Raw genomic sequence first — 13,840 nt, 5'->3', positions numbered from 1 at the left:
TAAAATTTAACTATAGACTATAATCGTAATCTATACTTCTTAACGATAAATAAAATGCTTTATTTCCTTTGAATTATTTAATGTTAATACTTCTGCAACTCTATAGCTAAAACAAAGTCATCAGTTTTAAACAATATATCTTGGTGTTCCTCCTAATAATATTAAATATTGTTAAATCTGAGTATTACTTCATCATATATTTGTTCAATTTCCTTCCTTTGCTTTATTGCCTCTAAAAAATATCCTTCATCATACAGTTGTTTCCCCATCAAAACACCTTCTCTACAATAGGTTCTCCATGAGTTCAATACTTCTTCTAATCTCATATGATTTCTTGAATACTCATAAGCAGATTGTAGACAAATATGAAATAACTCTAATTCATCATCTTCTTTATGTATAAATATTTTTTTACTTCTTATATAATTCATATTATAATTTAGTTCCGTTGCTCCAGCAAAACCATCCCTTGCTGCATACCTCAAATTTCTTATTCCCATCATCACCATGGTCCCAAAACACATAGGACAAGGTTCCATAGTTGTATATAAAGTATATTTCTTTATATTGGGATGTTCCTTTTCTTTTAAATTTATCATAGCAGTCATTTCAGCATGAGCCATATTACTTCCTACCAATGGATTGTTACTAGAATAATCAAAGATTCTATTTCTACCTCTTGATATGATATTACCCTCTTCATTAACTATAACAGCTCCTATGGGAATAGTATTTCTTTTAAAAGATTCCCAAGCCAATGAAAAAGCCTCTTGCCAAATATTATCTAAATCCATCCACATTTAAATCTCCCACTTCAAAATTATTATAATATTTATCTATCATTACCCTATGACTATTTGGTATATTGTCAGGTAATTGTTCATAACTAAAAAATTTCAATTCCTTAGTTTCAAAATCATCTATATTTAATACTCCACTAAAACTTTTAGTAAAATATCCAACAGTTATAAAGTATGCTTTATCGCCATTAGGTAAGTCCATATAGCATTTTTCTCCTGATGTAGTCCCTAGTAGCCTTAGCCCCTTAATATCTAATCCGGTTTCTTCCTTTGCTTCTCTAATAGCAGTTTCTTCAAGGGATTCTCCTAATTCTGTAATTCCTCCAACTAGTCCCCACTTATATGGAAATGTTCCCCTTCTTTGAAGCAAAATTTGATTGTTTTTGTTGATTATTAAAATATTTACCCCTGTTAAGTTTATTGCATCATGTCCAACTCTATCACGTATGTATTCTACGTAATTCATATTCTCAAATTTGCTCCTCCTATTGATTATTTCAAGAATCTGACTTACTATAGCCTCTACTGGTAAAGAACCATCTATTACAAAATCAGAGTTTGGTTTAATTGAATTCAACGCTTCTAAATAACCTAATCTTCCACGTGATAAATAAACATCTAAATCTTGCCTTATACTTTCAAAAGAAAATTCTTTAAAATCTCTCAATATACGCCTAGCCATGGCAATATCCAGAGGTGTATCAATAAATATTGTCAAATCTATATATTTACTCATTTTATCATATTTATAAGCAAATGGATAATCAAGTATTATGTAGTCTAATGATTCTATAGAATTGGAAAGTAAGGAATTTAAATCATTAATTAAAGGTGTCAAGTTCCATTCATTATAATCTGAACCTCTCTCAACCCACTCACATATATCTTCAGGACTATCAAATTCATAATCATCAAAGTATAATGCTTTAGAATTATGTAATTTTTTATTTAATACTGTTGTAACAGTAGTCTTTCCACCACCTGATACTGCTGCTATAGCAATAACTAACGTCTTCTTAGCATCCATTTTAATCCTCCAGTTCTTAATTTATATTTCAGATATACTTTTATTATCTTGTTATAATTTAATCCATTCAACTATATATTTGCTAAAAAGTTTATATTTCTCTTTTTATATAATTTTACTCCACAGTTTCAATATTACCGGTATTACATATTATCAAATAAAACTTTCAAATTTCTTGGAATTGCTTCATACCATTGATCAATTCCTAGCATATACACTTTCGATTTAAAGCCCGCTGAAAAAGAATCAATGGATTTCCCTTCTAATAACATATTGGTTTCTTCTTCTGTAAAAATTATATCCTCAATAATTTTCTCTTTTTGCTCCGAATTCATTGGACAAATATGCTGACAAGCCAAACAATCATATAAGGTGTGATGGGCAGTTATAGGAATCCAATCAGGAAATTCACCTGGAGATTCATTGATGCAAGATAAACATCTTTGATTATTTATTAAAAATCTATCTTCGAGAATGGCATTAGTTGGACAATTAACTAAACAAAGATTACATTTGGTGCAAACATCAGCATTTCTTACTTCTCCCCAGGTATCTTCCTCACATTTCATATCTGAAAAATATGCTACATATGAAAAGTTGCTTCCCAAATCATCAACATAAGTAATATTATTACGTCCATACTTTGCTAGACCACTATGAACCCCTAATCTCTTTAATGGAAGATTATTTGCTATCTTAAGAGAAAAATCATTTTCTCTTAAAAAATCTTTCAAATACTTTTCCACCTTATTGAAATTGGCAGTTACTAGACTTAAAAAAGTTTTCTTTTCCCCATCTTTTATAAAGTTAACTTTAGCATAGAAGGGATGGTGGACTGCAATAAGAATAATAGAATTCACCTTGAAATCTTCTTCAGTCACATCATATTGGTACATTTCGTTTACAATCCACTTTTGAAAATTATTAAGCTCTACTTTCGCCTTAAAGTCATTAATAATATGCTTTAATTCTTTTAAATGCTCTATTGGAATAACCTTTAATCTATCACCATGTTCAATAGCGATATTTTCCATTTTCTTTTTCAAAGAAATCACCTCTTTTCTAATATCATTGTGACAACAAAATGACAACAAGCAGTTTTCTAATACACACTTGTGAAACAAGCCCTAAATATCTTTGATAAAGTTTCAAATGGTATTACTTGATTATCAAATACTTGTAGTGCTCCTTTTGGTGTAATTTTATATTCTAATAACTCATCTTTATATTGAAATACTTCATCTACAAAAATATTTATATGATCATTGAATACGCGAATAATAATAGTTGTTCTATCTATATAGAAACATGGAACTTTATTCCACATTTTTTCCTTTATATCAGGAACTATATCGTGAATTATATTTCTAATGGACTCCAATCGTTTTTCTTTTTCCACTCCATAACTTGCAAAATAATCTGAAACTTCTTTACATTTAATCCCCATAATTTCCTCCCACTTTTATACTTAATAATTTAACTATAGAGTATATTCACACTGTCAAAGTAATTTTTCATATAATCTAAACCAATTCAACCCATAGTTTCCAAGCCCTAAGTCAACGGTATCAATATATTTAAAACCACATTTTTCATATAGCTTAATTGCAGGTATATTACCTTCATAGACATCCAATCTAATTGATTTAACCTGTGACTTAATACTATGCTCAATAGCAAAATCCATTAACGCTTTACCTACACCACATTTCAAAAACTTTGGGTGTACTACAAATGTATATACTACAAAAACATCTGAATAATCAGACTTAAATCCCCATTCTGCATTATAATATGCAGGTTCAGGCTCATGGCTTAAAATAATAGAACCAACTATTTTATTATTATGCTTTGCTACATAAAGATTTCCATGTTTAACTCCATCAATTGCATTTTGCCGTACAGGATATATCCCTTTTTTCCATCCAGGATAGTTTACTCCTTCTGCTAAATGGTCATTTAAATCGTTATAAAGCTGTTCTAACTCGTCAAAATCATCAGCTTGTCCTAGTTCAAAAACTATATCCATATATGTACCCCTCCAATTAACTTAAATTTATCTTCATTAGTCACTATATCCAATTAACCATTCTTCTCTCAAAATTGCATAGTGAACAACATCATAGAAAATACCTTTTACTTTTACTTCCTGTATGCCAGTTCCTTCATATCTCATACCACATTTTTGCATAACACGACCAGAGCCCTCATTTCCTATGTAGTACGTAGCTTCAACACGATTCAATTCTAGTTTTGAAAAAGAAAAGTGTAATATTAGATTTAAAGCCTCTGACATATAACCCTTATTCCAATAACCTCTATTCAAAACATAACCAAAACTCGCTTTATTATCTTCATTATATAGTCTTAAATCAATGCACCCAATACATTTTTCTTCTTCTTCTAATTCAATTGCAAAAACTCCACTTTTATCAATATAGTATGTTTTCACAACGTCCTCTATTTCTGATATATCCTTATATGAAGGCCATGTTAAATATTTTGTTACAACATCATCACTGGCATATAAAAAAACATCATCTATATCATCCATAGTGAATGGTCTTAAAATTAACCTCTTTGATTTTAAGACTAAATTTTCTCTTAAAATTTCATTGTAATCAATCACGGTATACACCTCACTAAAATATTCTTCATAAATCTAGTAATCAATGTCCTTCATTAATTCTAATAACTTTTCTATTAAATTTCTTTTTAATTATCAAAATGGAAAGGTTGCGAATTAACACAACCTTGCATTATATTCATTTCACAAAAATTAATCCCCGTTACTCAAAAAATTTAAGTATACTACCATCAATGGTGGTAACCTCACAGGTTTTTCCTCCCCATGGCTCCGTTACAATCTCTGTTATTTGATTCCATCCATTCTTCTTGACAAATTCATATAATTGTTCTATACCTTGCACAAGCATGAATCCAACCATTATTGAAAGTGCATCGCCCTTAAACATATGAATTCCTGTGAAGGGCGCAATATGCAACACTTCTATTTCTATAGGTATGTTGCTTACACAACCATAAGTACCAATGCCATCTTCATCTCTTGCATCAATTTGTCCATACCATCCAAGTACTTCTTTAAACCATTTTAACGTTTTATCCATATCTTGGGTGTAATATACCGCTCCTGTTTCTTTTACAACATAGCCTCTTTCACTAAAATCACTCATAATTACTTTTCCTCCTGATAAATTTGATTTTACAGATATACGGGAGAATGTTTTTAAATTACTCCTCTTCTTTCTTGCTATGGATGGAGTTATCCCATGAAATCTGGAGAATGCTCTTGTAAAACTCTCATTAGTTTGATAACCATACTTTATGGCAATGTCTAAAATACTGCTTTCTTCCCTCAAAAGTTCATACCCAGCTAATGTCAGTCTACGGTTTCTGATATACTCTCCTAGGGTGCAATCACACAATATTGTAAATATCCGTTGAAAATTGAAACTTGATGTGTATATCTTTGCAGCTAATATATCAGCATCTAGTTCTGACTCAATGTTATCTTCAATATAGTCAATTGTGTTTTGAATACTCACTATCCAGTCCACATTTTCACCTCCCTACAATTCTTATCATACTAAAATACATTTTATCATTCTTGACATTTTATGCATAAATTTGTTCGGATATTCTGCTCGCATTTTAGTTAAGTGGAGCACGCCCATAGTATATTGATATTTAGATATAAGTGCCATTTAATGGTTAGATAGTACAATTCCATTGCGTACAGTTAAATAGATTTTTACATACTTTTAATATTACTCATATATATCCATATATTAATAAATTTATTTTTTTCTATTTGAAAATTAATTATTGTAAGTATTTAGTAACCAGCCATCTTCATTAATTCCAACAAATTTTCTGTTATATTTGTTTTTAAATCACCATATTTTTCATCTGAATATTCATACTGACTACCATATCTTTGTTCCTTTGGATAAAAATAAGATGGTCTGCACTTATTCTCTTCAGGTTCCCAATCATAACGAGCTTCAATATGCGCATGTAAATAGTGATCTAAATTCATCAAAATAGAGTAATTAATTCTTAATGGATTACATGCTTTTATAATGGCGTCTCCTATTAATGTCATATCAGTTAAATATTGAGTTCTTCCTTCTAGAGATAATTCATTTAATGAACTCGCTCTCGGATATCCAAGAAGAACACAATATCCAGGCAGAAATTGATTATCTCCTATAACAGCAAAGCCGCTTTTCATTTTTACCATTACTGTAGGATTTTCACCTCTTTCTGCAGAACCAATTCTATCACTTTTCCAACTATTCATAATATATTTCCTCCATATGTTATAAATAAAAATTATTTACTCTATAAACTTTTATTTATAACCTTTTCTACTTTATACCTTTAACAACAAACTCATGTACACGTTCTTTTATAAAACCTACCTTTTCATATAAAAACCTTGCTGAATTTCCTTCAACTACCCAAAGTGCCACTGTTGTATATCCTTTATCTAACAATCTATTAACAGCATAGCTTAACAATGCTTTTCCATACCCTTTATGTTGATGCTCTACTCCTACTGCAAGTGAATCTATTTCATTAGCTTCAAGTCTAACAGCTGCTACTATTTCATCATTTTTACGAAGCAGAAATATATTTTCTGCATTTTCTTTGTACTGATTTCTCTCTTCATCACTTGGAAGGCTCAATGTAGAATCTAGACCCACAGATAAACGCATTTTATGAAATGCTTCACTGAAAACTTTTTGACATTCATGATAATACTTATCTTCATAATTTATAATTTCATCGTTATCTACCGCCAATTTGCTGCCATTATAAGTCATAAAATTAGATTTAAACCAATAGTCATATCCATTCTTATACAAAAATGTTTTTTCAACATCATTAACTCTAAAATCATAAACTATTTCCTCGACTCCAACATTTCTCATTGTATCCTCTAAGTGCTTTAACAAGGCAGTTCCAATACCTTTTTTTCTTTTTGCTGGTTTCACATAAAAAGTCATACTAGTCTTTTTACTTACTCCAGTAAATACACCTACACCAACTACTTCAGATTCAACTACAACAATGCTCCCATACTGAGGCCATCTATTTAAGCAGCTAATTACATCGTTTCTTACAAAATCATCATCTGAAATAAGCTCATTTACTTCATCTTTATATTCATACTCATACTCTTTAATACATAAGTTCATAACTAAATACCTCCCCTAAAACATTTATCATAAAGATATTGCTACTATATATCCATTTCTATTCTGCTATTCTTCATTTAAATCCCAATAATTCCTTTATTTTAATAGCATCTTTTTACCATCCTTTATATATACGCTAAAAACTTTAATATTCCTCTTTTTATAAAGTTATACTTTATTTTACATGGATATCTATTTATCTTATGAGCAAATCAAACAAATTTAAACAAAAATAAACTTCAGAAGAGCACTATCTCCTCTGAAGTTTATTTACTTATGTTTACTATTAAATTAAACTTTATAAAACTAAGACTTTCCTAACCAAGTTATAATCCCTTAGATTCACAGCATTTTTTATACTTTTTACCACTACCACATGGGCAAGGATCGTTTCTTCCAACTCTTACCTTTTCTATGTTAACTCTATTAGAATTATTTTTCTCTGCTTCTGTATACCCATTATATTTCCAAGCTGGGATTTTCCTACAAACATCATCTATTGCATTAATTATTTCACTTTCCAAAAATTCTGGTACAGATAGATGATCAAGAGCCTTCTTAATTAGTTCTTCTTTACCTTCTAATTGATATGTTTCATATGTAAACTCCAGTAATTGTTCTATACCATCTCCTGGTATATCATAGTTATCCTTAATAACTTTTATAAATTTTTTATAGTTATTTTTATCACCTATGTAATCTCTTCTACTAGCCTTAAGCAACTCTGTTTTTGTAAGTTGTTTGTAGTCATCTGTTAATCCTTGTAATTTTAGAGCTTCCAACTCCTGTATATCGCATAAAAAACCATTTAACCCAAAACTATCTTCATAGATATACTCAGCACAAGTTTTTTCTCCCATAGCTAAAATTTTCTCTACTTCTTCTAAGGGTAAATCTATCTTTGCATCCTCAGGTAATCTTTCCATAAATTCTTTTGCAGCAATCCCACCATAATAGTAAAGCATACCTCTAAATAACTTTATTATTTCATCATTCTTCTCTATAGACTTCTTGTCTATTTGCGGTATAACTTTAAGAAACTGCTCTGGTGCACAAAGATATAATTTATCATCACTTTCAGCAATATATAACATTCCCATTTCTTGCATAAATATAGAGTTTTCGGACTCATCCATATGTCCACTTATAGGAATAATTCCATTATTTTTTAGTATTTTTTGTAAAGAAATATAACAATCACTATCTACATATTTCAATACTTTTAAGATTGCATCTTCATAATTAATGGCAATTTTATCAATCAAATCATCTTTTTTATCAGCTGACTTATATTCAATGTTTAATTCATTCATTATCTCTTTTAAAGTATCCTTGGTTTCCACTTTTAGAAGTTCCTTTAAATCTTTAGAACACTCTCTTTTCAATGCACTCTTAGCTGTCCTTTGAATTCTTTTAAGGATAATTTCATCTACTAACCCTGCAATTTCAGTATCTACATCTTCTAAATATTTTTCATTCTTTAAGTCATTAGCTTCATGTTCTAGGATGTTTGTTTCATTAGTAGTTTCATCCGTAACTTGTTTTTCACAGAAATAAGATTTTTCTTTCATTGTTCCCTCCTGATTTATCTTTATGTTTCAAAAACTATTGTACTATAATTATTTATTAATTTCTATTGAAGTAAAATAGTTAATTCCTTATTTAATAAATTATAACATAAGACAATGATACTTTTAATATCATTGTCTTATGTTATAATATTAAGTCATCTTTTCCTAGTTATATACGAAGAAAACTTAAATAACCCACTTACATATCCTTCATTATTATTTATAACCTCTTCAATTTCACTATCCATCTTTTCAATTATATTCTCATCTAAACCATCAATAATAGAAGCAAATGCAGGCATTGATTTTGTAGCCTTTAAATACTGACTTGAATTATTTCTTACTTCTTGTGTATATTCTATTTTTTCAACTAAATCAAACAACTCAGATGCTTCTATTTCTGCCTTTCTTTCATCATTGGTTGATATTCCGTCATGTACACGTCTTTCAGGTTTTCTATTGTCAGTAAAGTAATTAGAAATGTACTTTTTAACAATACGTTCAACCTTTCTTTCTATTTCTTTTGTTCTAGGAAATTCATCATCACATGGATTATACCAAAATAAAACAAGATAGCCATTCTCCTTTAAAAGTTCATGACATTTTTTATATTTAATATTTTTATCTAGCCAATGAAATGCCTGAGCACAAAAAATCATGTCATATTTTTCATTATTAGGACAATTCCATTCCTCAAAAGATACTACATCAACTGAAACATTTGGGTAGTCTCTGCACTTATCTCTTAGTATTTCTGCCATATCTTCCCCTAATTCTATTCCATGAACTCTAAAGCCTTTATCTGCAAATTGTATAGTTGCTTTTCCAGTTCCCGCTCCAATTTCAAGTAGCCTATCATTGAATTTCAAATCAGTCTTTGAGATTACATCTTGAATTAATTTTTCTGGATAAGAAGGTCTTATCTCCTCGTATATAGCAGAAATCCCTTTATAAGGTTCTATTTTATTCATTACATTTAACCTCCCTAATATTCACTATATATGTACTAACAACTCCATATATCCTAAATAATATTAAATTAAATGCTCTCATATGTGACAATATGTTCAACAGTATCACTAATACATGTTAGTTTCTCTGCAAAGAAGCTAGGAAAAGCTAAATAATCCCTCAATTTTTCAATAGGTAGCCAATGCATATATTCACGACCACCCAGGGAATAACTATTGCTATTGAGTTCTTGACTTCCTCTTGGCTTCATTAAAAAGTAAAAGGCTATTTCATGACATTTTAACCCTTCTAATGATCCAGTACCATTAAAAAAGTTCTCATGAATAAAGGCTAATCTTTCAACCTCATATTCTACGCCTGTTTCTTCAAAAACCTCTCTTCTTACTGCATCTTCTGCCTTTTCTCCAAGATGTACACCTCCCCCAATGGAGTAATAATAATCATCTACTTCGTTTTTAGCAAAAAGTACATGTCCATTTTCTATAATAATTGCTGCTGCTCTATATCTAAACCATCCATCTTCTTTTTCAAATCCACAATCCATTTTAAACCTCCAATTAAAATTTATTTATCTTTTCCATCTAATTTCGTTTTTATATCATTAAGTTTTTCTATAATAATCATTGAGCATACTATTATTATTGCAGCTAATATCCCTATTCCAGAATCTCCACCAAATAGCACTGTAACAAAATAGTATACTAATAATCCTATAAAACCATAGACTATATATAGCATGTTTATCCTCCTTTATATACTAGATAATACATTATAATCCACAAATTAATTATAAACCAATAAAAGTAAATATAAAATAAAAAATTCTTACTTCATTAACTCTTACCACTAAAACATGAAAACCGCCCAAAACCAGCATGAATAAAGCAACTATTTAAATAGTTATATATTTTAATAGTTTCCTATATACCTATGTAAATAGTTTTCTATATACATGTTTTCCCATTTTAATGAAAATCCAAATACATTCTTTAGTTTTATATATTATATTGCAGAAATTATTTTATAACATAAGTGTTTATAGAGTAGATTATGCTTCTTATATTTATAGTTGTATACAATAAATCTGCTCAAATATGAATTGCAAAATTCTCAAATTTAAAGACTCCAGCGTCTTGATGCAGACAACCTTCCTTCTTAATTTTATCGAATCCTTGATTAATTTCATCAACTAAATTAATACTAATATCTAAACTGTGGTGCCCTGGAAAAATTTTTTTAATATCTAGAGTACTAATTTTTTGAACTGATTGCATGAAATCAGTAGGATTTGTTGTAGGATAAAAGGCGTCTAAAGTTCCTTTGTAAATCAAGTCACCTGAAAATAAATATCCTCTTTTCTCCTCGTAAAAACACATATGTCCAGGAGAATGTCCAGGTGTATAAATTACTGTTAATTTTCTTTCTCCAATATGAATCTTTTCACCATCCCTTAAAAGAAAACTTGGATTTCCTTGAAATATTTCATAATTGTCTATATTAAAATCACATGGGAAATCACAAGGATATTTCATTAAATTATTCTTTACTACTTGAAGAGGAATGGGAAATTTTTTTGATATCCAATCTTCTTCATTTTCATGCACCCCATATTTTGAGAAATATTTATGGCCACCTATGTGATCCCAATGAATATGAGTCGAAATCACCTCTATGGGTAAATCTGTTATTTGTTCAATTATATTTTTTATATTTGCAATACCAAGTCCTGTATCAATTAAAACACATTTATCATTTCCAATTAATAAATAACAATGTGTTTCTTCCCAATGCTTATATTCACTTATACAATACGTAGTATCATCTAGTAAATCAACTGTAAACCAATCTGTTTTAATTGCCATTAAGTTATACCTCCCATTAGTATATTAAACTAAGCTCAATATCATCATCATAAAATCGCAACTCTTTATCCTATTTAAAAATTCAATCCAAGCTTTTTTAGCAAAGTTAGAATACTCTATAGGATTGAATCAAATGTATTTTCTTTTATATTAGGTAACAAACCGTAAATTGATCTTGTGATTTTTTCCTCAAAATATTTTTTAATTTCAAAAGTTGACTTCCACCTTGGAATTGTATATTCGTTAACTCCTCCTCTTAATGCCATCTCTACAAGCCTTTTCTCAATTAAAACGAATCCACTTGGTAGTGCTAAATAATCACATAATTTTATTAATTTATCATAATCAGTCTCCTCTGTACGTGATAAAAACTCCTTGGCAAAATTATATTCTTCAATTGTACCATCCCATCTACCTACAATAACAACCTCATTATTATATTTAAATCCAGTATGGCTTATACAAGTTCTAGCTACTAAATCATACCCTTTCTTAACTGCATAATTATATCCATCTACACCATGCCTCATACCGTACATTCCTTCTCTTCTTCCTATATCATGCAATAGCCCTAAAATATATGCTAATTCAGGATCTAAATCATCTGTCTGCTCTGCTATTAGTTTTGCTCCTTCAGCTACATTAATTGAATGCTCCACCCATTTGCCTGGATTGAGTTTTTCAGCCTCTTCTAAAATCATATTTGCTTCTTCTAATGTAGGTACACCTTTTTTATAACAATATTCCATACTTATCTCTCCTTGTAAAAACTTTTTCATCAAAAATACAGCCACTTATAAACCTATAAATTGATTATACGACAATAAAAGTAAATTTAAAACAAAGTTATTACATCCAACCCAATATTTTGAAATGCGACCTTCTTAATTTTAACTATGTATTTACTCTAATCATATATGCCATTTGGTTATATCTTTAGGTAATAGTATGTAAATGTTGCTACATGAGTTACAATAACTCGATCTTTGAAACTGAATAGAACTGTATTGGAAAATATGTTATACTATGTATATTAATTAAACAGAATCAATAAATAATTCTAATGCATTCTGAGTGAATAGGAGTAATTTAAAATGAATTCATGGAAAAAATACAAGAACCTTATCATCGTATTAGGTATACTTTTATGGATTTTAGCTAAACTTATTGGAATTCAGCAATGGGATAGTGCCATATTAATGATAACCATTCTATTGTGTAGTATTGATGATATTATTGGATATGCAAAAAAAAATGGCATTAAAAAATTTGCTATTTTGATTGGTGTATTTATAATTATATGCTTATTAACATCACTGATATTTATTAAAATATCTCTTAGCTTTCATTTATCACTAATTTCAAAAACAGTTATTATAGTTTTAGGATTAGTCATTGATTTATTTATCATAGGTTATACAATGAAGAAATTAGGAACAACTATCTAATTTTGAGCTATTGAAAACAACTAGCACTTAGCCATTAAACAATAAGAGCTGTCAGGGATGACAGCTCAATATAAATTTATACACATTTCTATTTACACTTGGTTAGTTTAGCTAGAAGCTCCAAGAAAATGATGGTTGTTTTGGGTATGGCTGTGATTTAACAATTCTTGCAATACCTATATATTCATGTGTATAACACTGACATTTATAATTATATTTAAAATCAGAGTTTTTACAATTATTCTTATTGTACGTTTTTTCCTTAAACATGATAATCCCCCCCTTTCATTAATGAACAAATTTTCTTGCCAATTACACAATATGAAAAATAGGTTAAAAAGTTACTATAATAATTAAAGTAAATAATAATTATCACTTATATGAGGAGGAATATAATGAAATTTTCGAGTCCATTAATAGTGGTTTCTGATATAGATAAATCAAAGTTGTTTTATTATGAAGTGCTTGGATTAAAGGTTGTTGAGGATTTTGGTGAAAATGTGACTTTAACAGGAGGCATTGCATTACAAACAAAAGATTCGTGGTGTACTTTTATTCACAAAAAAGATAATGAAATTGTATTTGGAGGAAATGACACAGAATTATACTTTGAAGAAGATGATTTTGATTGCTTTATTCAAAGGCTTAATAACATGACAGACATTAATTATATACATTCCATAGTAGAACATTCTTGGGGGCAGCGTGTTGTTCGATTTTACGACCCTGATAATCATATTATTGAAGTTGGCGAAAATATGATCATAGTTGTCAGAAGATTCTTAAACAATGGTTTGTCAATTAAGGAAATTGCTATTAGAATGGATGTACCAGTTGATTATGTAAACTTTTGCCTAAAGTAGATTATGACTATAGTAAGTTGATTTTAAGCTTTTTTCAAAGGTTCTTCAATAAATAAAAATACCGTATTATTC

At 29.2% G+C, this 13,840-nt stretch carries 18 protein-coding genes; 2 read left to right on the top strand and 16 right to left on the bottom strand.

All coding sequences use genetic code 11. The features are described 5' to 3' along the window. Positions 1-161: 161 nt before the first annotated feature. The 15 genes from ACTNBA_RS09340 to ACTNBA_RS09270 all read right to left on the bottom strand — a co-directional run bounded on the left by ACTNBA_RS09340 (position 162) and on the right by ACTNBA_RS09270 (position 12,206). The gene (locus tag ACTNBA_RS09340) at positions 162-794 is read right to left on the bottom strand and encodes a nucleoside deaminase (RefSeq protein ID WP_441073608.1); all 633 of its coding nucleotides are present in this window, start codon (positions 792-794) and stop codon (positions 162-164) included. Further along, complete coding sequence (locus tag ACTNBA_RS09335; RefSeq protein ID WP_441073607.1) at positions 781-1,827, bottom strand: NUDIX domain-containing protein; 1,047 nt, start codon at positions 1,825-1,827, stop codon at positions 781-783. The genes ACTNBA_RS09340 and ACTNBA_RS09335 overlap by 14 nt, the downstream gene beginning before the upstream one ends. A gap of 143 nt (positions 1,828-1,970) precedes the next feature. Further along, positions 1,971-2,873 carry a 4Fe-4S double cluster binding domain-containing protein gene (locus tag ACTNBA_RS09330; protein WP_441073605.1) on the bottom strand — a complete coding sequence of 301 codons (903 nt, stop codon included), beginning with the start codon at positions 2,871-2,873 and terminating at the stop codon, positions 1,971-1,973. Between the two features lie 56 nt (positions 2,874-2,929). Next, complete coding sequence (locus ACTNBA_RS09325; protein ID WP_441073603.1) at positions 2,930-3,274, bottom strand: DUF1801 domain-containing protein; 345 nt, start codon at positions 3,272-3,274, stop codon at positions 2,930-2,932. Between the two features lie 54 nt (positions 3,275-3,328). Next, a complete protein-coding gene (locus tag ACTNBA_RS09320) occupies positions 3,329-3,856 on the bottom strand; it encodes a GNAT family N-acetyltransferase (protein WP_346867946.1) in 528 nt (175 codons plus the stop codon). A gap of 36 nt (positions 3,857-3,892) precedes the next feature. Continuing rightward, positions 3,893-4,456, bottom strand: a complete 564-nt coding sequence (locus tag ACTNBA_RS09315) for a GNAT family N-acetyltransferase (RefSeq protein WP_441073601.1) — start codon at positions 4,454-4,456, stop codon at positions 3,893-3,895. A gap of 160 nt (positions 4,457-4,616) precedes the next feature. Next, the gene (locus ACTNBA_RS09310; protein ID WP_441073600.1) at positions 4,617-5,405 is read right to left on the bottom strand and encodes a helix-turn-helix domain-containing protein; all 789 of its coding nucleotides are present in this window, start codon (positions 5,403-5,405) and stop codon (positions 4,617-4,619) included. Between the two features lie 278 nt (positions 5,406-5,683). Next, positions 5,684-6,151, bottom strand: a complete 468-nt coding sequence (locus tag ACTNBA_RS09305) for an HIT family protein (RefSeq protein WP_441073598.1) — start codon at positions 6,149-6,151, stop codon at positions 5,684-5,686. A gap of 67 nt (positions 6,152-6,218) precedes the next feature. Then, complete coding sequence (locus ACTNBA_RS09300; protein WP_441073597.1) at positions 6,219-7,052, bottom strand: GNAT family N-acetyltransferase; 834 nt, start codon at positions 7,050-7,052, stop codon at positions 6,219-6,221. A 326-nt stretch (positions 7,053-7,378) separates the two neighbouring features. Continuing rightward, the gene (locus tag ACTNBA_RS09295) at positions 7,379-8,623 is read right to left on the bottom strand and encodes an SEC-C metal-binding domain-containing protein (RefSeq protein ID WP_150842491.1); all 1,245 of its coding nucleotides are present in this window, start codon (positions 8,621-8,623) and stop codon (positions 7,379-7,381) included. A gap of 155 nt (positions 8,624-8,778) precedes the next feature. Next, positions 8,779-9,594, bottom strand: a complete 816-nt coding sequence (locus ACTNBA_RS09290; protein WP_150842490.1) for a class I SAM-dependent methyltransferase — start codon at positions 9,592-9,594, stop codon at positions 8,779-8,781. A gap of 68 nt (positions 9,595-9,662) precedes the next feature. After that, positions 9,663-10,139: an NUDIX hydrolase gene (locus tag ACTNBA_RS09285; protein ID WP_441073594.1), complete on the bottom strand. Its 477-nt coding sequence runs from the start codon at positions 10,137-10,139 to the stop codon at positions 9,663-9,665. Between the two features lie 20 nt (positions 10,140-10,159). Further along, on the bottom strand, positions 10,160-10,333 hold the full coding sequence (locus ACTNBA_RS09280; protein ID WP_156964341.1) for a hypothetical protein: 174 nt from the start codon (positions 10,331-10,333) through the stop codon (positions 10,160-10,162). A 350-nt stretch (positions 10,334-10,683) separates the two neighbouring features. Beyond that, on the bottom strand, positions 10,684-11,457 hold the full coding sequence (locus ACTNBA_RS09275; protein WP_441073592.1) for an MBL fold metallo-hydrolase: 774 nt from the start codon (positions 11,455-11,457) through the stop codon (positions 10,684-10,686). Positions 11,458-11,573: 116 nt separating this feature from the next. Then, entirely contained in the window at positions 11,574-12,206 is a 633-nt protein-coding gene (locus tag ACTNBA_RS09270; protein ID WP_441073590.1) for an HD domain-containing protein, read from the bottom strand. Between the two features lie 345 nt (positions 12,207-12,551). Here ACTNBA_RS09270 and ACTNBA_RS09265 point away from each other — a divergent pair, with 345 nt between their 5' ends. After that, a complete protein-coding gene (locus ACTNBA_RS09265) occupies positions 12,552-12,905 on the top strand; it encodes a hypothetical protein (RefSeq protein WP_441073589.1) in 354 nt (117 codons plus the stop codon). A 111-nt stretch (positions 12,906-13,016) separates the two neighbouring features. Here ACTNBA_RS09265 and ACTNBA_RS09260 read toward each other — a convergent pair whose 3' ends face one another. Further along, entirely contained in the window at positions 13,017-13,175 is a 159-nt protein-coding gene (locus tag ACTNBA_RS09260) for a hypothetical protein (RefSeq protein WP_441073587.1), read from the bottom strand. A gap of 125 nt (positions 13,176-13,300) precedes the next feature. Between ACTNBA_RS09260 and ACTNBA_RS09255 the strand changes: the two genes are divergently transcribed. After that, entirely contained in the window at positions 13,301-13,768 is a 468-nt protein-coding gene (locus ACTNBA_RS09255) for a VOC family protein (protein WP_441073586.1), read from the top strand. The last annotated feature ends 72 nt before the right edge of the window (positions 13,769-13,840 follow it).

Origin of the sequence: Clostridium sulfidigenes, from assembly GCF_052067195.1 — a bacterium.
Taxonomy (GTDB): domain Bacteria; phylum Bacillota; class Clostridia; order Clostridiales; family Clostridiaceae; genus Clostridium_J; species Clostridium_J sulfidigenes.
Note: the sequence above shows the minus strand (reverse complement) of the source record. Positions and strands in the feature narration are given on the sequence as shown.